Raw genomic sequence first — 18,743 nt, 5'->3', positions numbered from 1 at the left:
GGGACATCTCCAGCCGCACGTCCTCCCGGACGGCCGCCACGGACCGGCAGGGCGTCCCGCAGCTGCCGGTGCGAGGAGGCTTCCACGACGCCCTCCAGGCGCGCAGCCCCTGCGGGCGGTAGGTGCGGACGACGAGGAGTTCGGCGGTCCGCACCAGGGGGTCGGCCTCGACGACGCGGGAGTGCGCGGACTCGACGGCGTCCCGTACGGAGGGCGTCGCAGCGGCGGACGTCGTACTGGCAGACGGCCAGTGCCCGCCCGGAGCCGAACTCCGCGTCCAGCGACGCCTCGTGGGCCCGGCAGCCGGCAGGCGTCGCCCCCGTCGCGCAGGGCGGCGGTCAGGTCGGCGGCGACCCGCAGGGCGCGGAAGCCCTCCGCGCGCGAGCGGGCCGCGGCCCGGCGCAGGCGGCCGAGCAGTGCGGCGGACTCCAACCCGCCCCCGCCGGCGAGGAATTCGCCGAGGGGGAGGACCTCCACGCGGCCCTCGGACCGGCCCTGGTCGAGGAGGGCGGCGGGACCGCGGGGGTCGCGGGGCCTGCCAGGTAGAGGATCTTGTCCTGGGCGTCCAGGCCGTCGCGTACGAAGTCGCGCAGGACCGCGGTCCGCTCCTCGTCCGACGTGTAGGGCAGGCAGACATGGTCACCGCGGGCCGGAGGTCACCGACATGGACCCGGCGGAGGCGCGCCACGGGGATGGGCCATGCCGGGAATTATGGTGGCGGACCCCGGTCCCGGAAAGGGCGCGTGGAAAACGAGAAGATGCCCCCCGCGAATGCGAGAGGCATCTTCCTTACTTGTACCCCCGACCGGATTCGAACCGGCGCTACCGCCTTGAGAGGGCGGCGTGCTAGGCCGCTACACAACGGGGGCAAGTCATCTGCTCGACCATGAGGTCTTGCGCTGGGCTACCAGGACTCGAACCTAGACTAAATGAACCAGAATCACTCGTGCTGCCAATTAACACCATAGCCCATGGTGTTACCAGTACCCCCGACCGGATTCGAACCGGCGCTACCGCCTTGAGAGGGCGGCGTGCTAGGCCGCTACACAACGGGGGCCCTAGCGATTCCTTCCAGGAATCAACCTGTCAGGAACCAGTACCCCCGACCGGATTCGAACCGGCGCTACCGCCTTGAGAGGGCGGCGTGCTAGGCCGCTACACAACGGGGGCTAGTCACTGCATTTCGAAGAGAATGTTATCAGCAATTCGAAGGAATTCTGTAATTCTCTTGCTGGGGTACCAGGACTCGAACCTAGACTAAGTGAACCAGAATCACTCGTGCTGCCAATTACACCATACCCCACCAGAACTCGACCCCCCTGAAGGGGTCTTGCTCGGGCTTGCGCCTCCCGCTCCGGCACTCTCGGCCCTCTCGGGCGGCCGCAGGAAGAACATTACCCGAAGGTGGACGGGGCACCAAAATCGATAACCGGGCGCAGCAGCCCGGGCAGCTCGTCAGCCGGCCCGGACGCGCCGTACGCCGTCCGGCACGGCGGTCCCGCCCGTCCCTCCCGTGCGGTCCCAGCGCACACCCGCGTGCAGCCCCGCGGCCTGGCGCCGCGACCGCGTGCGGTCTCCAGCTGGTCTCCCCACGTGAGACGACCTCGCCGGGGCGCAGCCCGAGCCTGGCGCAGGCGTCCCGGAACGCCCCGGGGGTCGGGCTTGGCGCAGCCCAGCAGATCGGCCCCCCAGCACGTCCTCGAAGTGCCCGGCCACCCCCAGGGCGGCCAGCTTGCGCCACTGCTGCGCCGTGGTGGCGTTGGGAGAGCACCGCCTGGCGGAAGTGGCGCCCCACGGCCTCCAGGGCGGGCCCCCGCGTCGGGGAAGAGCGTCCAGGCGGCCTCGTAGTGCCGCACGTAGCGGGCGAACCAGGCGTCGGCCGCGGCCCCGTCGAGCCGGGCGCCCAGGAACGCCCGTACGCGCTCGCGCCGGTGCTCCTGGAAATCGATCTCCCCGGCGAGGAAGCGGGCGAACTGCGCCTCCATGGCCTCCCGCCACAGCGAAAAAGGCCCGCCCGGCGGTTCCGTACCGCGCGAGCAGGCCTTCGGCCTCGAGATGCCGCGTCACACACCGGTCCGGTCGGAGCCGGTGTGGTCGAAGAGGGTGTCGTCGACGTCCCAGAGGACCGCACGCAGGGGCACGCGGTCGAGGCTACCGGCCCGGACCGGGCTAGGTCAGTGCCTCGACGGCCGCCTTCGCGCCGTGGCCGACCACCCGGCCCACCGCGGCGACGGCACGCACCGCGACCGACAGGCCGCCCTGGGCCGCCACGTCCAGGGTGGCGTCCCGCGACCCTGCCGGCGAACTCCCCCCGCGTCCCCGGGACGGTTGCTTCCTGCTGCGCTTGCGCTTGTCACCGAGCATGCGGACACCTTACGGAAGAGGAAACGGCGTCCGGGAGGCCGAAGGGGCTCCCGGACGCCGTTTCGAACAGAACCGTTACGCGGCCAGCTTCGCCAGCGCCGCGTCCACGCGGGACAGCGTGCGCTCGCGGCCCAGGACCTCCAGGGACTCGAACAGCGGCAGGCCGACGGTGCGGCCCGTGACGGCCACCCGGACCGGGGCCTGGGCCTTGCCGAGCTTGAGGCCGTGCTCCTCGCCGGCGACGACGACGGCGGCCTTGATCGCCTCGGCGTTCCAGTCGGCGGCGGCCAGCTTCTCGCGGGCCGTGCGCAGCAGCGCGTCCGAGCCCTCCTTCATGGCCTTGGCCCAGGACGCCTCGTCCTCGGCCGGCTGGTCCAGGAAGAGGAAGTCCACGTTGGCCGTGATGTCGGAGAGGACCGTGAGACGGGTCTGCGCGTGCGGGGCGATCGCCTCGAACTGCGCCCGGTCGAACGCCTCCGGCGCCCAGGTGGCGTGCGGGGCGCGCAGCCACGGCTCGCAGGCCGCGATGAACGCCTTCACGTCCAGCTGACGGATGTGGTCGGCGTTGATCGCCTCGGCCTTCTTCAGGTCGAAGCGGGCCGGGTTGGCGTTGACGTCCTTGATGTCGAAGGCCGCCACCATCTCGTCCATCGAGAAGATGTCCTGGTCGCCGGAGAGCGACCAGCCCAGCAGGGAGAGGTAGTTGAGCAGGCCCTGCGGCAGGAAGCCGCGCTCCCGGTAGAGGTTGAGCGAGGACTGCGGGTCGCGCTTGGAGAGCTTCTTGTTGCCCTCGCCCATGACGTAGGGCAGGTGGCCGAACTCCGGGACGGCCTTGGCGACGCCCAGCTCGATCAGCGCCTTGTAGAGGGCGATCTGCCGCGGGGTGGAGGAGAGCAGGTCCTCGCCGCGCAGGACGTGGGTGATCTCCATCAGCGCGTCGTCGACCGGGTTGACGAGCGTGTACAGCGGGGCGCCGTTGGCCCGGACGATGCCGAAGTCCGGCACGTTCTCCGGGGTGAAGGTGAGCTCGCCGCGGACCAGGTCGGTGAAGGTGATCGTCTCGTCGGGCATCCGGAAGCGGACGATCGCCGGGCGGCCCTCGGCCTCGTAGGCGGCCTTCTGCTCGGGGGTCACGACGCGGCACTTGCCGTCGTAGCCGGACGGCTTGCCGGCGGCGCGGGCGGCCTCGCGGCGGGCGTCGAGCTCCTCGGCGGTGCAGTAGCAGTGGTAGGCGTGGCCGGAGGCCAGCAGCTTCTCCGCGACGTCGCGGTAGATGTCCATGCGCTGCGACTGGCGGTACGGCGCGTGGGGGCCGCCCACCTCGGGGCCCTCGTCCCACTCGAAGCCCAGCCAGCGCATGGCCTCGAGCAGCTGCTCGTACGACTCCTCCGAGTCGCGGGCCGCGTCGGTGTCCTCGATGCGGAAGACCAGGGTGCCGCCGTGGTGGCGGGCGAACGCCCAGTTGAAGAGGGCGGTGCGGACCAGGCCCACGTGGGGGTTGCCGGTCGGCGAGGGACAGAAACGTACGCGGGGGGGTACCCCCTGCTCGAGCGAAGTCGAGAGCTTGGGGGAGTTCGCGTTAGCCACGCTTGATCACCTTGTTGGTGAGAGTGCCGATGCCTTCGATGGTGACGGCGACCTCGTCGCCGTCGTTCAGGGGTCCGACCCCGGCCGGGGTGCCGGTCAGGACGACGTCGCCGGGGAGCAGCGTCATCGCCTCGGTGATGTGGACGATCAGGTCCTCGACCGAACGCAGCATCTGCGAGGTGCGGCCGCTCTGCCGGGTCTCGCCGTTGACCGTGCAGGTGATGGCGAGGTCGGCCGGGTCCAGCTCGGTCTCGATCCAGGGGCCGAGGGGGCAGGCGGAGTCGAAGCCCTTGGCGCGGGCCCACTGCTTCTCGCGCTGCTGGACGTCGCGCGCGCGGTGACGTCGTTGGCGCAGGTGTAGCCGAGGATGACGTCCTTGACGCGCTCGCGCGGGACCTCGCGGCACATGCGGCCGATGACGACGGCCAGTTCGGCCTCGTGGTGCACGTCCTGGGAGAAGGAGGGGTACAGGACCGGGTCGCCGGAGCCGACGACCGAGGTGGACGGCTTGAAGAAGGCGACGGGCACCTCGGGCACCTCGTTGCCCAGCTCCGCGGCGTGCTCGGCGTAGTTGCGGCCGATGGCGACGACCTTGCTGGGGAGGACGGGCGGCAGCAGGCGCACCTTGTTCAACGGGACCTTGGTGCCGCTGAGCTCGAAGTCGCCGTAGGGGATGCCCTTGATGATGTCGAGGACGGGGCCGCCCTCTACTGAGGCGTCCCCCTCCACGGCGCCGTATCCGACGTTGCCGTCGATGGAGAATCTGGCGATGCGCACGGGTTGCTGGGCCCCTTGTCTGGTTGGCCGGAGTCTGACACTCCAGGCTATCCCGGGAGGCGTCGGCGACCCGTGCGCCGCAGGTTTTCGTCCTGGCCCGTCAGTCCTGGGCCTGCGGCACCGGCGCCACCATCAGGGTGGTGCGGCGGGGGTTGGCGGTGACGGTCGGCAGCTCCAGCGCGTGCTCCGGACGCTCGGCGTCGAACAGGCCCTTGCTGTCCGCCAGGTGCGCGAGCGTGGTGCGGCGCGGGTTGGCCGTCTTCCGCCGGGCAGGGCGGGAGGGCCGGATGGGCTTGGAGGTGGTGGTCACTGAAGTGCCTCGTGTGGTCGGGGTGACGGGCAGATGAGCAAAGGTCCAGGCTAGGCGCGCCTTTCCCCGCCGTGCGGGACGGAAAGCAAGGAGTCACCTGTGAGTTTGCTCACGAATCTCGCGACAAAAGCCGCATTGCGGGCGGGTGTTCGGTGCGAACGAAACGGACATTGTAGGGCTGAACCTGACGTTCCGCTCCTGATCATGGCGACTGGGACACGGGGCATTCAACGAGGCAACGGGGACGAGTCCTCCCTGTACGCCCGATATAAAGACCCACCTTTTCCACACTCCGTTATCTCTGACGAACACGGTGTGACCGGTTTCGGAGGTGGCTGCACCGGCCTTGTTGGGAGATCCGGCACTGTGCTGGAATTCCACGGACCGCCAGGGGGGCACCGCGGTCCCCCCACGACTCGACACCGTCCCTCCGCTTCATACCGGCGGGACGCCTGGTCCAGAGGTTGCGACGCTAGTGCAGGGACGTTTCAAGAGGGATGGCAGCGCTGCGGCGGAGAAGGAGCCGCGCGCTGTGACCGACCGCGGCACGTCCGTCGACGCGCCGACCGGCGGCGAACCCGCCGAACGGCCGAAGGCGAAGGGCCCGAGCGGGCCGGGCTCACGAATAGCCCTGCGCAACTGGCGCATCTCGACCCGACTCGTCTCACTGCTCGCCCTCCCCGTCGTCGCGGCGACGACGCTGGGTGGTCTGCGCATCGAGGACTCGCTCAAGAACCTCGACCAGCTCGACCACATGAAGCTGCTGACGGAGATGACCGGGGCGGCCACCGACCTGGCGAGCGCGCTCCAGGACGAGCGCGACCAGTCCGCCGGTCCGATCACCAAGCTCAACCCCAAGGACGACGCCGTCGTCTCCTCGCGGCAGAAGACCGACCGGGCCATCAAGGACTTCGTGGACGTCACCGCCCGGGTGAAGGCCGGCGACGGCTCGATGGTCGGTGTGTCGGCGACCCTCGTCGACATCTCCAACCAGCTCAAGAAGATCCAGGAGATCCGGAAGGCGGCGTACAAGAAGGACGACTACATCTCGCAGACGGTCAACCAGTACAGCCGTCTGGTCACCTCGCTGCACGGGCTGTCCCAGGACATGGCCCAGGCGTCCAGCAACGCCGACATGATCTCCGCGGCCCGTACGCTGGCGGCCTTCTCCTCCGCCAAGGAGTACGCCTCCATCCAGCGCGCCGTGATCAGCGCCGGACTCGCCAACCCGAAGGGCCCCGGCCTCCTCGAGAACGACCGTCAGACCGGCCACGCGGCGTGGTACGACGAGCAGGAGGCCCTCAAGCGGTTCCAGGCCATCCACGGCGACGAGGACCGCGACCTGCTGCAGGAGCTGAACGGCAGCTCGACCGACGTCGTCTCCGCGGAGACCTACGCGGACCGGGTGCTGACCAACCCCGCCCTCCTCAAGGCCGACAACAAGTCCTACCGCGACTGGTTCGACCAGGACACCGTCAAGATGACGGCGATGACCAAGATCGAGAAGACGCTTCTCGAGCAGATGGAGCAGAAGTCCGCCGAACTGCGCGACGACGCCCAGTCGGACGCCATCTTCAACGCGGCCCTCATCGTCCTCGTCCTCGGCATCTCGCTGGTCGGCGCCTTCGTCGTGTCCCGGTCCATGGTGCGCTCGCTGCGCCGCCTCCAGGACACCGCCCAGAAGGTCGCCCAGGACCGTCTGCCCGAGCTCGTCAAGCAGCTCTCCGAGGCCGACCCGCAGGACGTCGACACGTCCGTCGAGTCCGTCGGCGTCCACAGCCGCGACGAGATCGGCAAGGTGGCCGCGGCCTTCGACGACGTGCACCGCGAGGCCGTCCGCCTCACCGCCGAGCAGGCCCTCCTCCGGGGCAACGTCAACGCGATGTTCACCAACCTCTCGCGCCGTTCCCAGGGCCTCATCCAGCGTCAGCTCTCGCTCATCTCCGAACTGGAGTCCCGCGAGGCCGACCCGGACCAGCTGTCCTCGCTCTTCAAGCTCGACCACCTCGCGACCCGTATGCGCCGTAACGGTGAGAACCTCCTCGTTCTCGCCGGTGAGGAGCCCGGCCGACGGTGGACCCGCCCGGTCCCGCTGGTCGACGTCCTCCGCGCCGCCGCGTCCGAGGTGGAGCAGTACGAGCGCATCGAGCTGACCGGTGTGCCGGCGACCGAGGTCGCGGGCCGCGTGGTCAACGACCTCGTGCACCTCCTCGCCGAGCTGCTGGAGAACGCGACGTCGTTCTCCTCCCCGCAGACCAAGGTCAAGGTCACCGGTCACGCACTGCCGGACGGCCGCGTGCTGGTCGAGATCCACGACACCGGCATCGGCCTGTCCGCCGAGGACCTGGCCGCGATCAACGAGCGGCTCGCCAGCCCGCCGACCGTGGACGTCTCCGTCTCGCGGCGCATGGGTCTGTTCGTGGTCGGCCGCCTGTCCCTGCGACACGGCGTCCGCATCCAGCTCCGCCCGTCCGACTCGGGCGGCACCACGGCGCTCGTCATGCTCCCGGTCGACGTGGCCCAGGGCAACAAGCGCCCCACGCCGGGCGTTCCGGGCGGTGCTCCCGGCATGCCGGGCGGCGGCGTTCCCGGCATGCCCGGTGGCGGAATGCCCGGCCTCCCCGGCGGTGGCATGCCCGGCGGCCCCGGTGCCCCCGGCCTCCCCGGCGGCACCAACCTTTCGAAGGGTTCCCCGTCCCTGCCCGGTGGCGGCGGTCCCGCCGGCGCCCCGCAGGGCGGCGGCGCCCCGGACCCCGCGCCGAGCCTCGGCCAGCTTCCGGACAGCGGGCCCCGCCCGCCGATCCCGTCGCGCACCGGCGGCAAGACCAGGAGCGGTCTGCCCACGCGGGTGAAGGGTGCGACCCCGGGCGCCGGCGCGCCGACCGGCGGCCCGAGCCTCTTCGACTCGCCCACCCCGCCCTCCGCCGCGGACCGCACGTCCGACGACGGCCGTCCGCCGCTCCCGGCCCGGGGCGGCAAGCGCCCCGCCGTGATCGCCCCGGTGGGCAACGGCCGCCGCCCGCAGCTGCCCAAGCGCGGGGACGCCCCCACCGGGGGAGCCTCCGACGGCAACGGCCTGCCCACCCGTCCGGCGCCGAGCTGGGGCAACGACAAGCCCGCGGCCCCGGCCGCCCCGCAGCCCGCCGCTCCCGCGGACGACTGGCCGCTCGCCTCCGGCTCCGGCCGTGCCGCGCGGGAGACCCCGCGCGGCCACGAGCAGACCGAGGCCCCGGCCGGCCCCGCCGCCTTCGGCACGCCCGGCCCGCAGAACGGCCCCGGTGACACCGGGCAGTTCGCGCTGCCCGCGGAGCCGCAGTCCGGCACGACCGGCCAGTTCGCGCTGCCCTCCGACACGGCGCAGTTCCCGCAGCTCGCGCCGGTGCCGGACAACAGCACCACCGGCCGTACCCCCATGCCTCCCACGCCGGCCGACGACCCCGTCGCCACCGGTCAGTACCCGCGCCTCGCGCCCGTGCCCGAGCCGGAGAGCAGCACCACCGGACGGACGGCCCTGCCCGGCGCCGGCCCGGACGCGGCTCCGTCGGACACCGCGCAGTTCCCGCAGCTGGCGCCGGTGCCCGGGCCCGGGGCCGGTACGCCGCCCGCGGGGACCCCGCTCTTCCAGGAACTGGAGTCGCACTGGTTCCGCGAGGAGAACCAGGCGCCCGCCGAGCCGCAGCAGGAGCTGCCCCGGCGCGAGCCGGCCCGGCCGCTCCGCGGCACCGACGCGGCGGACGACGGGAACGCCCGGGCCGACTGGAACGAGTCCCCCAACGACGCGCGCTGGCGCCGGGCCGAGCAGCTGCGCGAGCCCCTCGCCGGCGGCACCACCGGATCCGGGCTGCCGCGCCGTGTCCCCCGTGCCAACCTCGTGGAGGGCACGGCCCAGCAGCAGTCCCTGCCCGGAGGCCCGCAGGTCTCCCGCGCGCCCGAAGAGGTGCGCGGGCGGCTGACCAACCTCCGCCGCGGCATCCAGCAGGGACGTCAGGCCGGCACCGGGCCGGCCACCGGTAGCAGCAACAATGTTGGCCCCACCTACCAGCAGGAGCGTTAGTTGAGTCCGATGAGCCAGGCGGCGCAGAATCTGAACTGGTTGATCACCAACTTCGTGGAGAACACCCCGGGGGTGTCCCACACGGTGGTGGTGTCCGCCGACGGACTTCTGCTCGCCATGTCCGAAGGGTTCCCCCGGGACCGCGCGGACCAGCTGGCAGCCGTGGCCTCCGGCCTGACCTCGCTGACGTCCGGCGCGAGCCGGATCTTCGAGGGCGGCCCCGTGAACCAGACCGTGGTGGAGATGGAGCGCGGCTTCCTCTTCATCATGTCGGTCTCGGACGGTTCTTCCCTGGCCGTCCTGGCGCACCCGGAGTGCGACATCGGCCTCGTGGGCTACGAGATGGCCCTCCTGGTCGACCGCGCGGGCACCGTCCTGACGCCCGACCTCCGCGCCGAACTGCAGGGAAGCCTGCTGAACTGACCGTACACACACCGCAAATCCCGTCCGACCGTACGGCCGAAAGCTCCCACCGGCCCCCGCTCGACGGCATCATTGCCTTCCTGCTGTCCCGCCCGGAGGATTCATGACCCCGCCCGTCTCGCCCGGCCCGTACGGCGCATCTCACCACATGCCGTACGGGAGTGAAGGCGATCAGCCACTGGTCCGTCCCTACGCCATGACGGGCGGCCGGACCCGGCCGCGCTACCAGCTCGCCATCGAGGCGCTGGTCAGCTCCACGGCCGATCCGTCCCAGCTGGGCACCCTGCTTCCGGAGCACCAGCGGATCTGCCACCTGTGCCGCGAGGTCAAGTCGGTCGCGGAGGTCTCCGCGCTGCTCAACATGCCGCTCGGCGTGGCCCGGATCCTGGTCGCGGACCTGGCGGAGGCCGGCATGGTGGCGATCCACCAGCCGGGCGGCGGCGGCGAGGCCGGCGGTACGCCGGACGTGACACTGCTCGAAAGGGTTCTCAGTGGACTTCGGAAGCTCTAGCGGGAACGCCGGCCGCTCGACGACCTCCGCGAAGATCGTGGTGGCCGGCGGCTTCGGCGTGGGCAAGACCACGTTCGTCGGCGCGGTCTCGGAGATCAGCCCGCTGCGCACCGAGGCCGTGATGACGTCCGCGTCCGCGGGCATCGACGACCTGAGCCACGTCCAGGACAAGACGACCACGACCGTGGCGATGGACTTCGGCCGCATCACCCTGGACGACGACCTGATCCTGTATCTGTTCGGTACGCCCGGGCAGGACCGGTTCTGGTTCATGTGGGACGACCTCGTCCGGGGCGCCATCGGCGCGGTCGTCCTGGTCGACACGCGGCGGCTGGCCGACTGCTTCCCCGCGGTCGACTACTTCGAGAACAGCGGACTGCCGTTCGTCATCGCCCTCAACGGGTTCAACGGCGAACAGCCCTACGCGCCCGAGGAAGTGCGCGAGGCGCTGCAGATCGGTCCCGACGCACCCATCATCACCACCGACGCGCGGCACCGGAACGAGGCGAAGAGCGCCCTCATCACGCTCGTCGAGCACGCGTTGATGGCCCGGCTCAAGTAATCGCCCCAAGTCGCCGCGGAGACGCGGAAGATCAGATTCCGGCGGGCTGTGGGATTGGCCACGGCCCGCCGCCGCGCTTCATAACGTTTCGACAGTGATTCGATACTGAATTGACCGGCTCGCGACAGGACGACGGCACAGCCCGCATTCATTCGACTCCGCTCCGCGCACGATCGGCCCGCCTTTTGGCGCCGCTCGCTCTTAATGCCCGTTTTATGTCGCACCGATCGCGCCGGGCACCGACTTCCCCCGGTGTTTGGAACGCACCTGCCCGGCGTGCTGGAATTCCCCGAACTGGGCCGTCGATGGCCCAGCCGAAAGACGGCACGACTCCACGTGCCGGCGCCGAGAGGTTGTTGGACGAGTGAGGCGAAGAAAGACAGGCACCGCGCAGCAGGCACGAGACGCGCGGGGCAACTTCACACCACCGTCGCAGGCGGCGGCGTCGTCCTCCGGCGCTCCCGAGACCCCCGCCGTGCCCCAGGGCGAGGGCGGACGCTTCTCCCCGCGCAACTGGCGGGTGGCCACCCGGCTGAACGCGATCCTCCTCATCCCGGTGCTCGTCGCCCTCGTCTTCGGCGGACTCGACGTCAAGAAGTCCGTCGACAACTGGACCGAGGCCGAGGACGCGGCGGACACCGCGCGCGTCGTGCGCTCCGCCGCGGACTACGCGCAGGCCCTCCTAGAGGAGCGCGACACCAGCGTCATCCCGCTGCTCGCCGGGCGGCCTGACGACGAAGGCGTCAAGAAGGCCCGCGAGGCGACGGACTCGGCCCAGGCGGAGTTCAACAGGACCGTCAAGTCGATGCCGGACACCGAGAGCCTCCAGCGCCGTCTGAAGGCCGTCCGCGACGCCGAGCCGAAGCTCCCCGAGATCCGGAAGAACGCCTTCAAGAGCGAGGCGGCCCGGACCGAGGACGCCTACGGCTCCATCCAGCGCCCGCTGATGGCCTTCACCAACGAACTCGGCCTGGGCACCGGCACCGTCACCTCCTACGGCCGCATGGTCTACGCGGTCTCCCTGGCGAAGGCCGCCGAGTCGCTGCAGCGCTCCATGGGCACGCACCTGCTGGCCCAGCCCCAAATGGCGAACAAGGACCGGCAGTTCCTGCTGACCTCCTTCGCCTCCTACAACTTCCTGGAGTACATCGCCGCGGACGAGTACCGCAGCGGCGGCTCCAAGGCCGACGTCCGGAACCTCCAGGAGGCACTGGCCAAGGCACAGGGCGACCGGCAGAACAAGATGGCCCTGGCCATCATGTCCGGCGCGTCCGCGGAGAAGCTCAAGGCGCAGGGCATCACGCCCGAGTCCTGGTACACCACCGCCACCGGCAAGTTCGACGCCTACCGCGACCTCGAGAAGCGGCTGGCGGACAAGGCCGTGGACGAGGCCACCAAGGTCTCCGAGGACTCCCAGCAGACCGCCCTCGTCAACTCCTCGGTCATGGTGGTCGCCCTGCTCGCCGCGTTCTTCGTGGCCGGGCGCATCGCCCGCTCGATGAGCCGCAGCATGCGCCGCCTGCGCGGTGCCGCCTTCGAGGTCGCCGAGCAGCGCCTGCCGGCGCTGGTCGACCAGCTGTCGCGGACCGAGCCGGGCCGGATCGACACCCGGGTCCAGCCCATCCCGATCACCACCAAGGACGAGATCGGCGAGGTCGCCCGCGCCTTCGACCAGGTCCACCGCGAGGCCGTCCGGCTCGCCGCCGAACAGGCCCTGCTGCGGGGCAACGTCAACGCGATCTTCACCAACCTCTCCCGCCGCAACCAGAGCCTGATCGAGGGCCAGCTGGAGCTCATCACCGGGCTGGAGAACAACGAGGCCGACCCGGACCAGCTGGAGAACCTCTTCCGGCTCGACCACCTCGCCACCCGCATGCGCCGCAACGGCGAGAACCTCCTCATCCTCGCGGGTGAGGAGCCCGGCCGCCGCTGGGACCAGCCGATCCCGCTGGTGGACGTGCTCCGCGCGGCCTCCTCCGAGGTGGAGGCGTACGAGCGCATCCAGCTGGACGGCGTCCCGGAGGCCGAGATCCACGGCCTGGCCGTGACCGACCTCGTGCACCTGCTCGCCGAGCTGCTGGAGAACGCCACCACGTTCTCCTCCCCGCACACCAAGGTCCGCGTCACCGCGACCCGGCTGCCCGACGGCCGCGTGATCATCGAGATCCACGACAAGGGCATCGGCCTCACCCCCGAGGACTTCGCGGACATCAACCACAAGCTGGCGAACCCGCCGACGGTGGACGCCGCGGTCTCCCAGCGCATGGGTCTCTTCGTGGTCGGCCGCCTCGCCATGCGGCACGGCATCCGCGTCCAGCTGCGCCCCTCCGGCGAGCAGGCCGGCACCACCTCGCTGGTCATGCTCCCCGAGCGCATCACGCACGGTGGCGGCGGCGAGGACGAACTGGCCGGCGACGACTTCACGGTCTCCCGCATCGTCCCCGAGCAGCAGGCGGCGGCCCCGGTCGCCCCGGGCCTGCGCACCGCGGCGGAGCTGGGCTTCGACGACTCGCGCTACGAGGCCCCGCAGGGCGCGCAGGGCGCCGGCCTGCCCGACCCGCTGGACCGGTCCCGGCTCCGCGAGGAGCGCCGGGCGGCCCTGGAGGAGGCGCACGCCCAGGCCGCGGCCCAAACCCCGGCCGGCGACCCGCTGTTCCCCGAGGCCGCGCCCCAGCAGCCGTTCGGGCAGCAGCAGTCGCACGAGCAGATGCTGCCGCACGACACCCGGCAGACCCCCTTCCCGGCTCAGGCACCGGCCGACCAGCCGTATGCCGAGCAGCCGTATACGGAAGGCGGCTACGCCGGGGGCGGCTTCACGGACCAGCAGACGTACGGCGACTACAACGCCCCCGCCGCGCAAGGCGAGTGGAGCGAGTCAGGTACGTACCAGCACGCGTACACGCCGGGTTACGGAGCGGAATCGGAATCTCAGCCGACCGCTGACACGGCCCAGCCGGAGCGCGTAGAGTTCGACCGTCCGGGCCCCGCCACGAGCGGCCCTCCCTCGCTGACCGGGTCCGGTCTGCCGCGCCGCGACAAGCAGTGGCAGCAAGCGGACACGGGCGAGGAGGCCACGAGGGACGGCGGAGAAGCGGACCGGTCCCAGCAGGGACTCGCGCAGCGGTCCCGGCCCGACGAGGGCGGAACCGACGCGCAGTCGGCCAACGACGAGCGCTGGCACCGCGCCGAGCAGCTCCGGGAGCCGAAGGCCGGCGGGATGACCTCCTCCGGTCTCCCCCGCCGGGTGCCCAAGGCGAATCTGGTCGAGGGCAAGGCGGCGGACGCCGCCGAGCAGCGACCGGGGCAGCCGCAGATCTCCCGTGCACCGGAGGACGTCCGCGGCAGGCTCGCCAACCTGCGCCGCGGTGTCCAGCAGGGGCGCAGCGCGGGAACGGACTCCTCGGAGTTCCCCGCGATCACCGCGCACGAGCAGCACCAGCAACACGACCAGGGCTTCGGCCCCGGCGGCACCTACGAGCAGGAGCGTTAGTGTGAGCCCGATGAGCCAGGCGGCGCAGAACCTGAACTGGTTGATCACCAGTTTCGTGGAGAACACCCCAGGGGTGTCCCACACCGTCGTGGTCTCCGCCGACGGACTCCTTCTGGCCATGTCCGAAGGGTTTCCGCGGGACCGCGCGGACCAGCTGGCGGCGGTGGCCTCCGGCCTGACCTCGCTGACCGCGGGTGCGTCCCGGATCTTCGAGGGCGGCGCCGTGAACCAGACCGTGGTGGAGATGGAGCGCGGCTTCCTCTTCATCATGTCGATCTCGGACGGCTCGTCGCTGGCCGTCCTCGCGCACCCGGAGTGCGACATCGGCCTCGTGGGCTACGAGATGGCCCTCCTGGTCGACCGCGCGGGCAATGTGCTGACGCCCGACCTCCGTGCCGAACTGCAGGGGAGCCTTCTCAACTAGCAAAGAGGCAGTGCGTTTCGCGCCACCGCGCCTTAAGGTGCGGTGGCGCGACCAGCAGCAGACAGCAAGTCGGAGGAGGAGACGTGGCAACGCCCCCAGGCGGTTACCCGTATGGCAATGATCAGCAGGCGGGGCCGCCGCTGAACCGCTTCAACTTCCCCTCCGCGCCCAGTCCAAGGGCCCAGCCCGAGCCCCAGGCCCAGCCTCAGTTCCCGCCCCCGGCGGGACAGGGCCGGGGGCAGCACCGACGCCCGGCGGCGTCGGGCGAACGCAAGAACAACCCGCTGGTCCGTCCGTACGCGATGACCGGCGGCCGGACGCGGCCGCGCTACCAGCTCGCCATCGAGGCGCTGGTGCACACCACGGCCCAGCCCGCCCAGCTCCAAGGGCAGTTGCCGGAACACCAGCGCATCTGCCACCTGTGCCGCGAGATCAAGTCGGTTGCCGAGATCTCCGCACTTCTGTCCATCCCGCTCGGCGTCGCCCGAATCCTCGTCGCCGACTTGGCCGAGGCCGGGCTCGTCGCCATTCATCAGCCCGGCGGCGACGCGTCCGCCGGCGGCCAGCCTGACGTGACACTGCTCGAAAGGGTGCTCAGTGGACTTCGGAACCTCTAGCGGCGAGGCAGCCCGCTCCACCACCTCCGCGAAGATCGTGGTGGCCGGTGGCTTCGGCGTGGGCAAGACCACGTTCGTCGGCGCGGTCTCGGAGATCAACCCGCTGCGCACGGAGGCCGTGATGACGTCCGCGTCGGCGGGTATCGACGACCTCACGCACGCGCCGGACAAGACCACGACGACCGTGGCGATGGACTTCGGCCGTATCACCCTGGACCAGGACCTGATCCTCTACCTGTTCGGTACGCCCGGGCAGGACCGGTTCTGGTTCATGTGGGACGACCTCGTCCGAGGTGCCATCGGCGCGGTCGTCCTGGTCGACACGCGGCGGCTGGCCGACTGCTTCCCGGCGGTCGACTACTTCGAGAACAGCGGCTTGCCGTTCGTGATCGCGTTGAACGGCTTCGACGGGCATCAGCCGTATACGCCGGACGAGGTGCGGGAAGCCCTCCAGATCGGGCCGGACGCGCCGATCATCACGACGGATGCCCGTCATCGCAATGAGGCGAAGAGTGCGCTGATCACGCTGGTCGAGCATGCGCTGATGGCGCGTCTGCGGTAGGGATTCCGCCCCTGGCCCGCCCTTTCTCCCCCAGCTACCGCTGGGAGGTGCCCCCAGTTCCCTCCGGGGAGACCCCGGACCCCATTCGCCCTTCGGGCGAAGTCCTCAAACGCCGGACGGGCTGATATTCAGCCCGTCCGGCGTTTGAGGACACCCGCGCGCAGCGCGAAGGGCCCGCACTCCTGTGAGGAGTGCGGGCCCTTCGCGTAAAAGATTCAGCCCTGCCAGCTGTGCGGCGCCGTGAAGCCGGCGGACCGCTCCAGACGACGCCACCGCGCCGGCGACCGCCGAGGCGCCGGCACCACGGCCGCGTCCCCGGCCGACGCGCGCGCGAGCAGCACCGCCGTGACGGCCGCGAGCTCCTCGGGCCCGGCCTGGCCCTTCTCCACGCGGACGAGCGTGTCAGTCATGTCTGTTCCTTCTACTGGGGCGGGTTGCCGTGCTTGCGCGACGGCAGGTCCGCGTGCTTGGTGGCGAGCATCGCCAGCGACCGGATGAGGACCTGCCGGGTCTCGACCGGGTCGATGACGTCGTCCACGAGGCCCCGCTCGGCCGCGTAGTACGGGTGCATGAGCTCGGCCTTGTACTCCTTGACCATGCGGGCCCGCATCGCGTCCGGATCGTCGGCCTCGGCGATCTGCTTGCGGAAGATGACGTTGGCGGCGCCGTCGGCGCCCATGACGGCGATCTCGTTGGTCGGCCAGGCGAACGTGAGGTCCGCGCCGATCGACTGCGAGTCCATGACGATGTACGCACCGCCGTACGCCTTGCGCAGGATCACCGAGATCCGCGGCACGGTGGCGTTGCAGTAGGCGTACAGCAGCTTGGCGCCGTGCCGGATGATCCCGCCGTGCTCCTGGTCGACGCCGGGCAGGAAGCCCGGCACGTCCAGAAGGGTGACGAGGGGGATGTTGAACGCGTCGCACATCTGGATGAACCGCGCCGCCTTCTCCGACGCCTCGATGTCCAGGACACCGGCGAGGGACTGCGGCTGGTTGGCGATGACGCCGACGACCTGGCCGTCGAGCCGGGCCAGGGCCACGATGATGTTGGTGGCCCAGCGCTCGTGGACCTCGAGGTACTCGCCGTCGTCGACGATCTCCTCGATGACCTTGCGCATGTCGTAGGGGCGGTTGCCGTCCGCGGGGACGAGGTCCAGCAGGGCCTCGCCCATGCGGTCGGCCGGGTCCTCGCAGACGACCCGCGGCGGGTTCTCGCGGTTGTTCTGCGGCAGCAGCGACAGGAGGTAGCGGACCTCCTCCAGGCAGGTCTCCTCGTCGTCGTAGGCGAAGTGCGCGACGCCGGAGGTCTCGGCGTGCACGTCCGCGCCGCCGAGCCCGTTCTGGGTGATCTCCTCGCCGGTGACCGCGCGGACCACGTCCGGGCCGGTGATGAACATCTGCGAGGTCTCGCGGACCATGAAGACGAAGTCGGTCAGGGCCGGCGAGTACGCCGCGCCGCCCGCGCACGGACCGAGCATCACCGAGATCTGCGGGATGACGCCCGACGCCCTGGTGTTGCGCTGGAAGATGCCGCCGTAGCCGGCCAGCGCCGAGACGCCCTCCTGGATACGGGCGCCCGCGCCGTCGTTGAGCGAGACCAGCGGCGCACCGGCCGCGATGGCCATGTCCATGATCTTGTGGATCTTGGTGGCGTGGGCCTCGCCCAGCGCGCCGCCGAAGATGCGGAAGTCATGGGCGTAGACGAAGACGGTACGGCCGTGGACGGTGCCCCAGCCGGTGATCACGCCGTCGGTGTACGGCTTCTTGGCCTCCAGGCCGAATCCGGTGGCACGGTGCCGCCGCAGCGGCTCCACCTCGCAGAAGGAGCCCTCGTCCAGCAGCAGATCGATACGCTCGCGGGCCGTCAGCTTCCCCTTGGCCTTCTGTGCCTGGGTAGCCCGGTCGCTGGGACCACGCCGAACCTGCTCGCGGATGGCGTGCAGCTCGGCGACGCGCCCGCGGACGTCACTCGCCTCTTCGGGCGCACCTTCGAGATTGCTCATGGATAGACGGTACGCGGCGTCGGCTCCGGAACATCATGTCGACTCCGCACAAGGTAGTGCTCGATTTCGTGGGCAGGGAGTACAGAAAGGGGCCGTGCACTATCAGGGAAGAGCGTGCGCCGGGGCGCCCCACGCTGTGAGTACTCCACAAAGGTGCGCCCCGTCCGCCGTGCATCTCAGAGCTTGACGGCCGGCGGGCCGAGCTCCACCTCGCAGCGGTGCGACGCGCACGCGGTCCCCGGTACGACCGTCAGCCGCAGGGCGGCGCCGGTGCCCCGCACCCGTACCGACGCGTCGTGCGCCAGGACCCGGCGCACGGGCCGGTCCCAGGTCAGCTCGACCGGTGCGCCGGTGCGCGGCGGCTCGGAGAGGTGCAGGACGGCCCGTCGGCCGCACCGGCGCACCAGCACGGAGGCGGGGGCGGACACGGTGAGACCGGCCACTGTACCGGCGCGGAGGAAGTTGGCGGCGAGGACGCCCGGCGGGCCGAGCCGGACGGCCTGGCAGGCGGCCGAGTTGGCCAGGACGGTCAGCCGGTCGCCGTCCGCCGCGCGCGCGGCGACCTCGGCGCGGGAGGCTCCCGGCATCAGCACATAGGCGTAGGAGCCGGACACCGGGTCGGTGCCGTGCGGGTGCCAGAGGGTGAGGAAGCGCCGGGTGAGCGGGAGCGCCGAGCCCGCGGCGTTGATGTCCCGCCAGGCCCCGGTGCGGCTCTCGCGCAGGACGCCGAGCTCGGCACCGCCGGGGAAGACCCAGCCGCCGTGGCCCTCCAGATGGGCCCAGCGGACACCGTGGAGCACCCCCTCGTGCCCGGCCCCGCCGTCCACGGTCAGCCGGGGGTCGCCGTCCGCGCCGAGCGGCCGGTGGTCGACGACGGTCTCGACGGGGACGCCGTCCCGGGCGGTGATCCCGGCGCCGAGGCAGACGACGGAATCGTCGGCGAAGAACCAGGACTTGTACGCCTCCAGCGTGGAGGAGAGCCCCTTGAGGTGCTGGCCGACGGCCGCGTACGTCCCGTCGGTGACCCCGCCGACCCAGCGCACCGCCGGTCTCGGCG

General features: G+C 71.1%; 16 protein-coding genes, 5 tRNA genes and 1 pseudogene. 8 read left to right on the top strand and 14 right to left on the bottom strand.

Annotated features, from left to right (window positions below; translation table 11 throughout):
• Nucleotides 1-338 precede the first annotated feature (338 nt).
• The 11 genes and pseudogenes from ABD794_RS19130 to ABD794_RS16665 form a co-directional block, all read right to left on the bottom strand.
• A complete protein-coding gene (locus tag ABD794_RS19130) occupies nucleotides 339-593 on the bottom strand; it encodes a hypothetical protein (RefSeq protein WP_425586050.1) in 255 nt (84 codons plus the stop codon).
• A gap of 203 nt (nucleotides 594-796) precedes the next feature.
• Nucleotides 797-869 (bottom strand) — tRNA-Glu (locus tag ABD794_RS16710).
• A gap of 30 nt (nucleotides 870-899) precedes the next feature.
• Nucleotides 900-972 (bottom strand) — tRNA-Gln (locus ABD794_RS16705).
• Nucleotides 973-984: 12 nt separating this feature from the next.
• Nucleotides 985-1,057: transfer RNA gene (locus tag ABD794_RS16700), tRNA-Glu, on the bottom strand.
• A 40-nt stretch (nucleotides 1,058-1,097) separates the two neighbouring features.
• Nucleotides 1,098-1,170: transfer RNA gene (locus ABD794_RS16695), tRNA-Glu, on the bottom strand.
• Nucleotides 1,171-1,231: 61 nt separating this feature from the next.
• Nucleotides 1,232-1,303 (bottom strand) — tRNA-Gln (locus tag ABD794_RS16690).
• 91 nt (nucleotides 1,304-1,394) lie between these two features.
• A complete protein-coding gene (locus tag ABD794_RS16685; RefSeq protein WP_344964256.1) occupies nucleotides 1,395-1,985 on the bottom strand; it encodes an HAD family hydrolase in 591 nt (196 codons plus the stop codon).
• A gap of 184 nt (nucleotides 1,986-2,169) precedes the next feature.
• Nucleotides 2,170-2,364, bottom strand: coding sequence for a hypothetical protein (locus ABD794_RS16680; protein WP_344964254.1), 195 nt, complete (start codon nucleotides 2,362-2,364; stop codon nucleotides 2,170-2,172).
• A gap of 75 nt (nucleotides 2,365-2,439) precedes the next feature.
• Nucleotides 2,440-3,951, bottom strand: coding sequence for a glutamate--tRNA ligase (gene gltX / locus ABD794_RS16675; protein WP_344964252.1), 1,512 nt, complete (start codon nucleotides 3,949-3,951; stop codon nucleotides 2,440-2,442).
• Nucleotides 3,944-4,728: pseudogene (locus ABD794_RS16670) on the bottom strand (fumarylacetoacetate hydrolase family protein). The gene gltX and the pseudogene ABD794_RS16670 overlap by 8 nt, the downstream one beginning before the upstream one ends.
• A 100-nt stretch (nucleotides 4,729-4,828) precedes the next feature.
• Entirely contained in the window at nucleotides 4,829-5,038 is a 210-nt protein-coding gene (locus ABD794_RS16665) for a hypothetical protein (RefSeq protein ID WP_425586048.1), read from the bottom strand.
• 475 nt (nucleotides 5,039-5,513) lie between these two features.
• Between ABD794_RS16665 and ABD794_RS16660 the strand changes: the two genes are divergently transcribed.
• From ABD794_RS16660 to ABD794_RS16625, 8 genes are all read left to right on the top strand, one after another.
• Nucleotides 5,514-9,092 (top strand): sensor histidine kinase, encoded by a 3,579-nt coding sequence (locus ABD794_RS16660; protein WP_344964250.1) that lies wholly within the window; start codon nucleotides 5,514-5,516, stop codon nucleotides 9,090-9,092.
• On the top strand, nucleotides 9,093-9,515 hold the full coding sequence (locus ABD794_RS16655) for a roadblock/LC7 domain-containing protein (protein WP_344964248.1): 423 nt from the start codon (nucleotides 9,093-9,095) through the stop codon (nucleotides 9,513-9,515).
• 103 nt (nucleotides 9,516-9,618) lie between these two features.
• Complete coding sequence (locus ABD794_RS16650; RefSeq protein WP_199891176.1) at nucleotides 9,619-10,026, top strand: DUF742 domain-containing protein; 408 nt, start codon at nucleotides 9,619-9,621, stop codon at nucleotides 10,024-10,026.
• Nucleotides 10,007-10,588 carry a GTP-binding protein gene (locus ABD794_RS16645; RefSeq protein WP_344031774.1) on the top strand — a complete coding sequence of 194 codons (582 nt, stop codon included), beginning with the start codon at nucleotides 10,007-10,009 and terminating at the stop codon, nucleotides 10,586-10,588. The genes ABD794_RS16650 and ABD794_RS16645 overlap by 20 nt, the downstream gene beginning before the upstream one ends.
• 364 nt (nucleotides 10,589-10,952) lie before the next feature.
• A complete protein-coding gene (locus ABD794_RS16640) occupies nucleotides 10,953-14,078 on the top strand; it encodes a sensor histidine kinase (protein ID WP_344964245.1) in 3,126 nt (1,041 codons plus the stop codon).
• Between the two features lies 1 nt (nucleotide 14,079).
• Complete coding sequence (locus ABD794_RS16635) at nucleotides 14,080-14,502, top strand: roadblock/LC7 domain-containing protein (protein ID WP_049717348.1); 423 nt, start codon at nucleotides 14,080-14,082, stop codon at nucleotides 14,500-14,502.
• 83 nt (nucleotides 14,503-14,585) lie between these two features.
• Nucleotides 14,586-15,119 carry a DUF742 domain-containing protein gene (locus tag ABD794_RS16630; protein ID WP_344964242.1) on the top strand — a complete coding sequence of 178 codons (534 nt, stop codon included), beginning with the start codon at nucleotides 14,586-14,588 and terminating at the stop codon, nucleotides 15,117-15,119.
• The gene (locus ABD794_RS16625; RefSeq protein ID WP_049717346.1) at nucleotides 15,100-15,681 is read left to right on the top strand and encodes a GTP-binding protein; all 582 of its coding nucleotides are present in this window, start codon (nucleotides 15,100-15,102) and stop codon (nucleotides 15,679-15,681) included. Before ABD794_RS16630 ends, ABD794_RS16625 begins: the two co-directional genes overlap by 20 nt.
• 215 nt (nucleotides 15,682-15,896) lie before the next feature.
• On the opposite strand, the gene ABD794_RS16620 is transcribed toward ABD794_RS16625, so the two are convergent.
• The 3 genes from ABD794_RS16620 to ABD794_RS16610 all read right to left on the bottom strand — a co-directional run.
• Complete coding sequence (locus ABD794_RS16620; RefSeq protein ID WP_344964240.1) at nucleotides 15,897-16,091, bottom strand: acyl-CoA carboxylase subunit epsilon; 195 nt, start codon at nucleotides 16,089-16,091, stop codon at nucleotides 15,897-15,899.
• An 11-nt stretch (nucleotides 16,092-16,102) separates the two neighbouring features.
• A complete protein-coding gene (locus tag ABD794_RS16615) occupies nucleotides 16,103-17,686 on the bottom strand; it encodes an acyl-CoA carboxylase subunit beta (protein WP_344964237.1) in 1,584 nt (527 codons plus the stop codon).
• Between the two features lie 176 nt (nucleotides 17,687-17,862).
• A partial coding sequence (locus ABD794_RS16610; RefSeq protein ID WP_344964234.1) for a polysaccharide lyase family 8 super-sandwich domain-containing protein occupies nucleotides 17,863-18,743 on the bottom strand: 881 nt, incomplete at its 5' end.

The organism is Streptomyces thioluteus, assembly GCF_039535865.1.
This window is presented reverse-complemented; position numbering and strand designations above follow the sequence as displayed.

Excerpts from the sequence above, each read along its gene's own strand:
- ABD794_RS16650 (WP_199891176.1), top strand. The coding sequence starts at position 9,619 with ATGACCCCGCCCGTCTCGCCCGGCCCGTACGGCGCATCTCACCACATG.
- ABD794_RS16680 (WP_344964254.1), bottom strand. The coding sequence starts at position 2,364 with ATGCTCGGTGACAAGCGCAAGCGCAGCAGGAAGCAACCGTCCCGGGGA.
- ABD794_RS16615 (WP_344964237.1), bottom strand. The coding sequence starts at position 17,686 with ATGAGCAATCTCGAAGGTGCGCCCGAAGAGGCGAGTGACGTCCGCGGG.
- ABD794_RS16685 (WP_344964256.1), bottom strand. The coding sequence starts at position 1,985 with ATGGAGGCGCAGTTCGCCCGCTTCCTCGCCGGGGAGATCGATTTCCAG.
- ABD794_RS16620 (WP_344964240.1), bottom strand. The coding sequence starts at position 16,091 with ATGACTGACACGCTCGTCCGCGTGGAGAAGGGCCAGGCCGGGCCCGAG.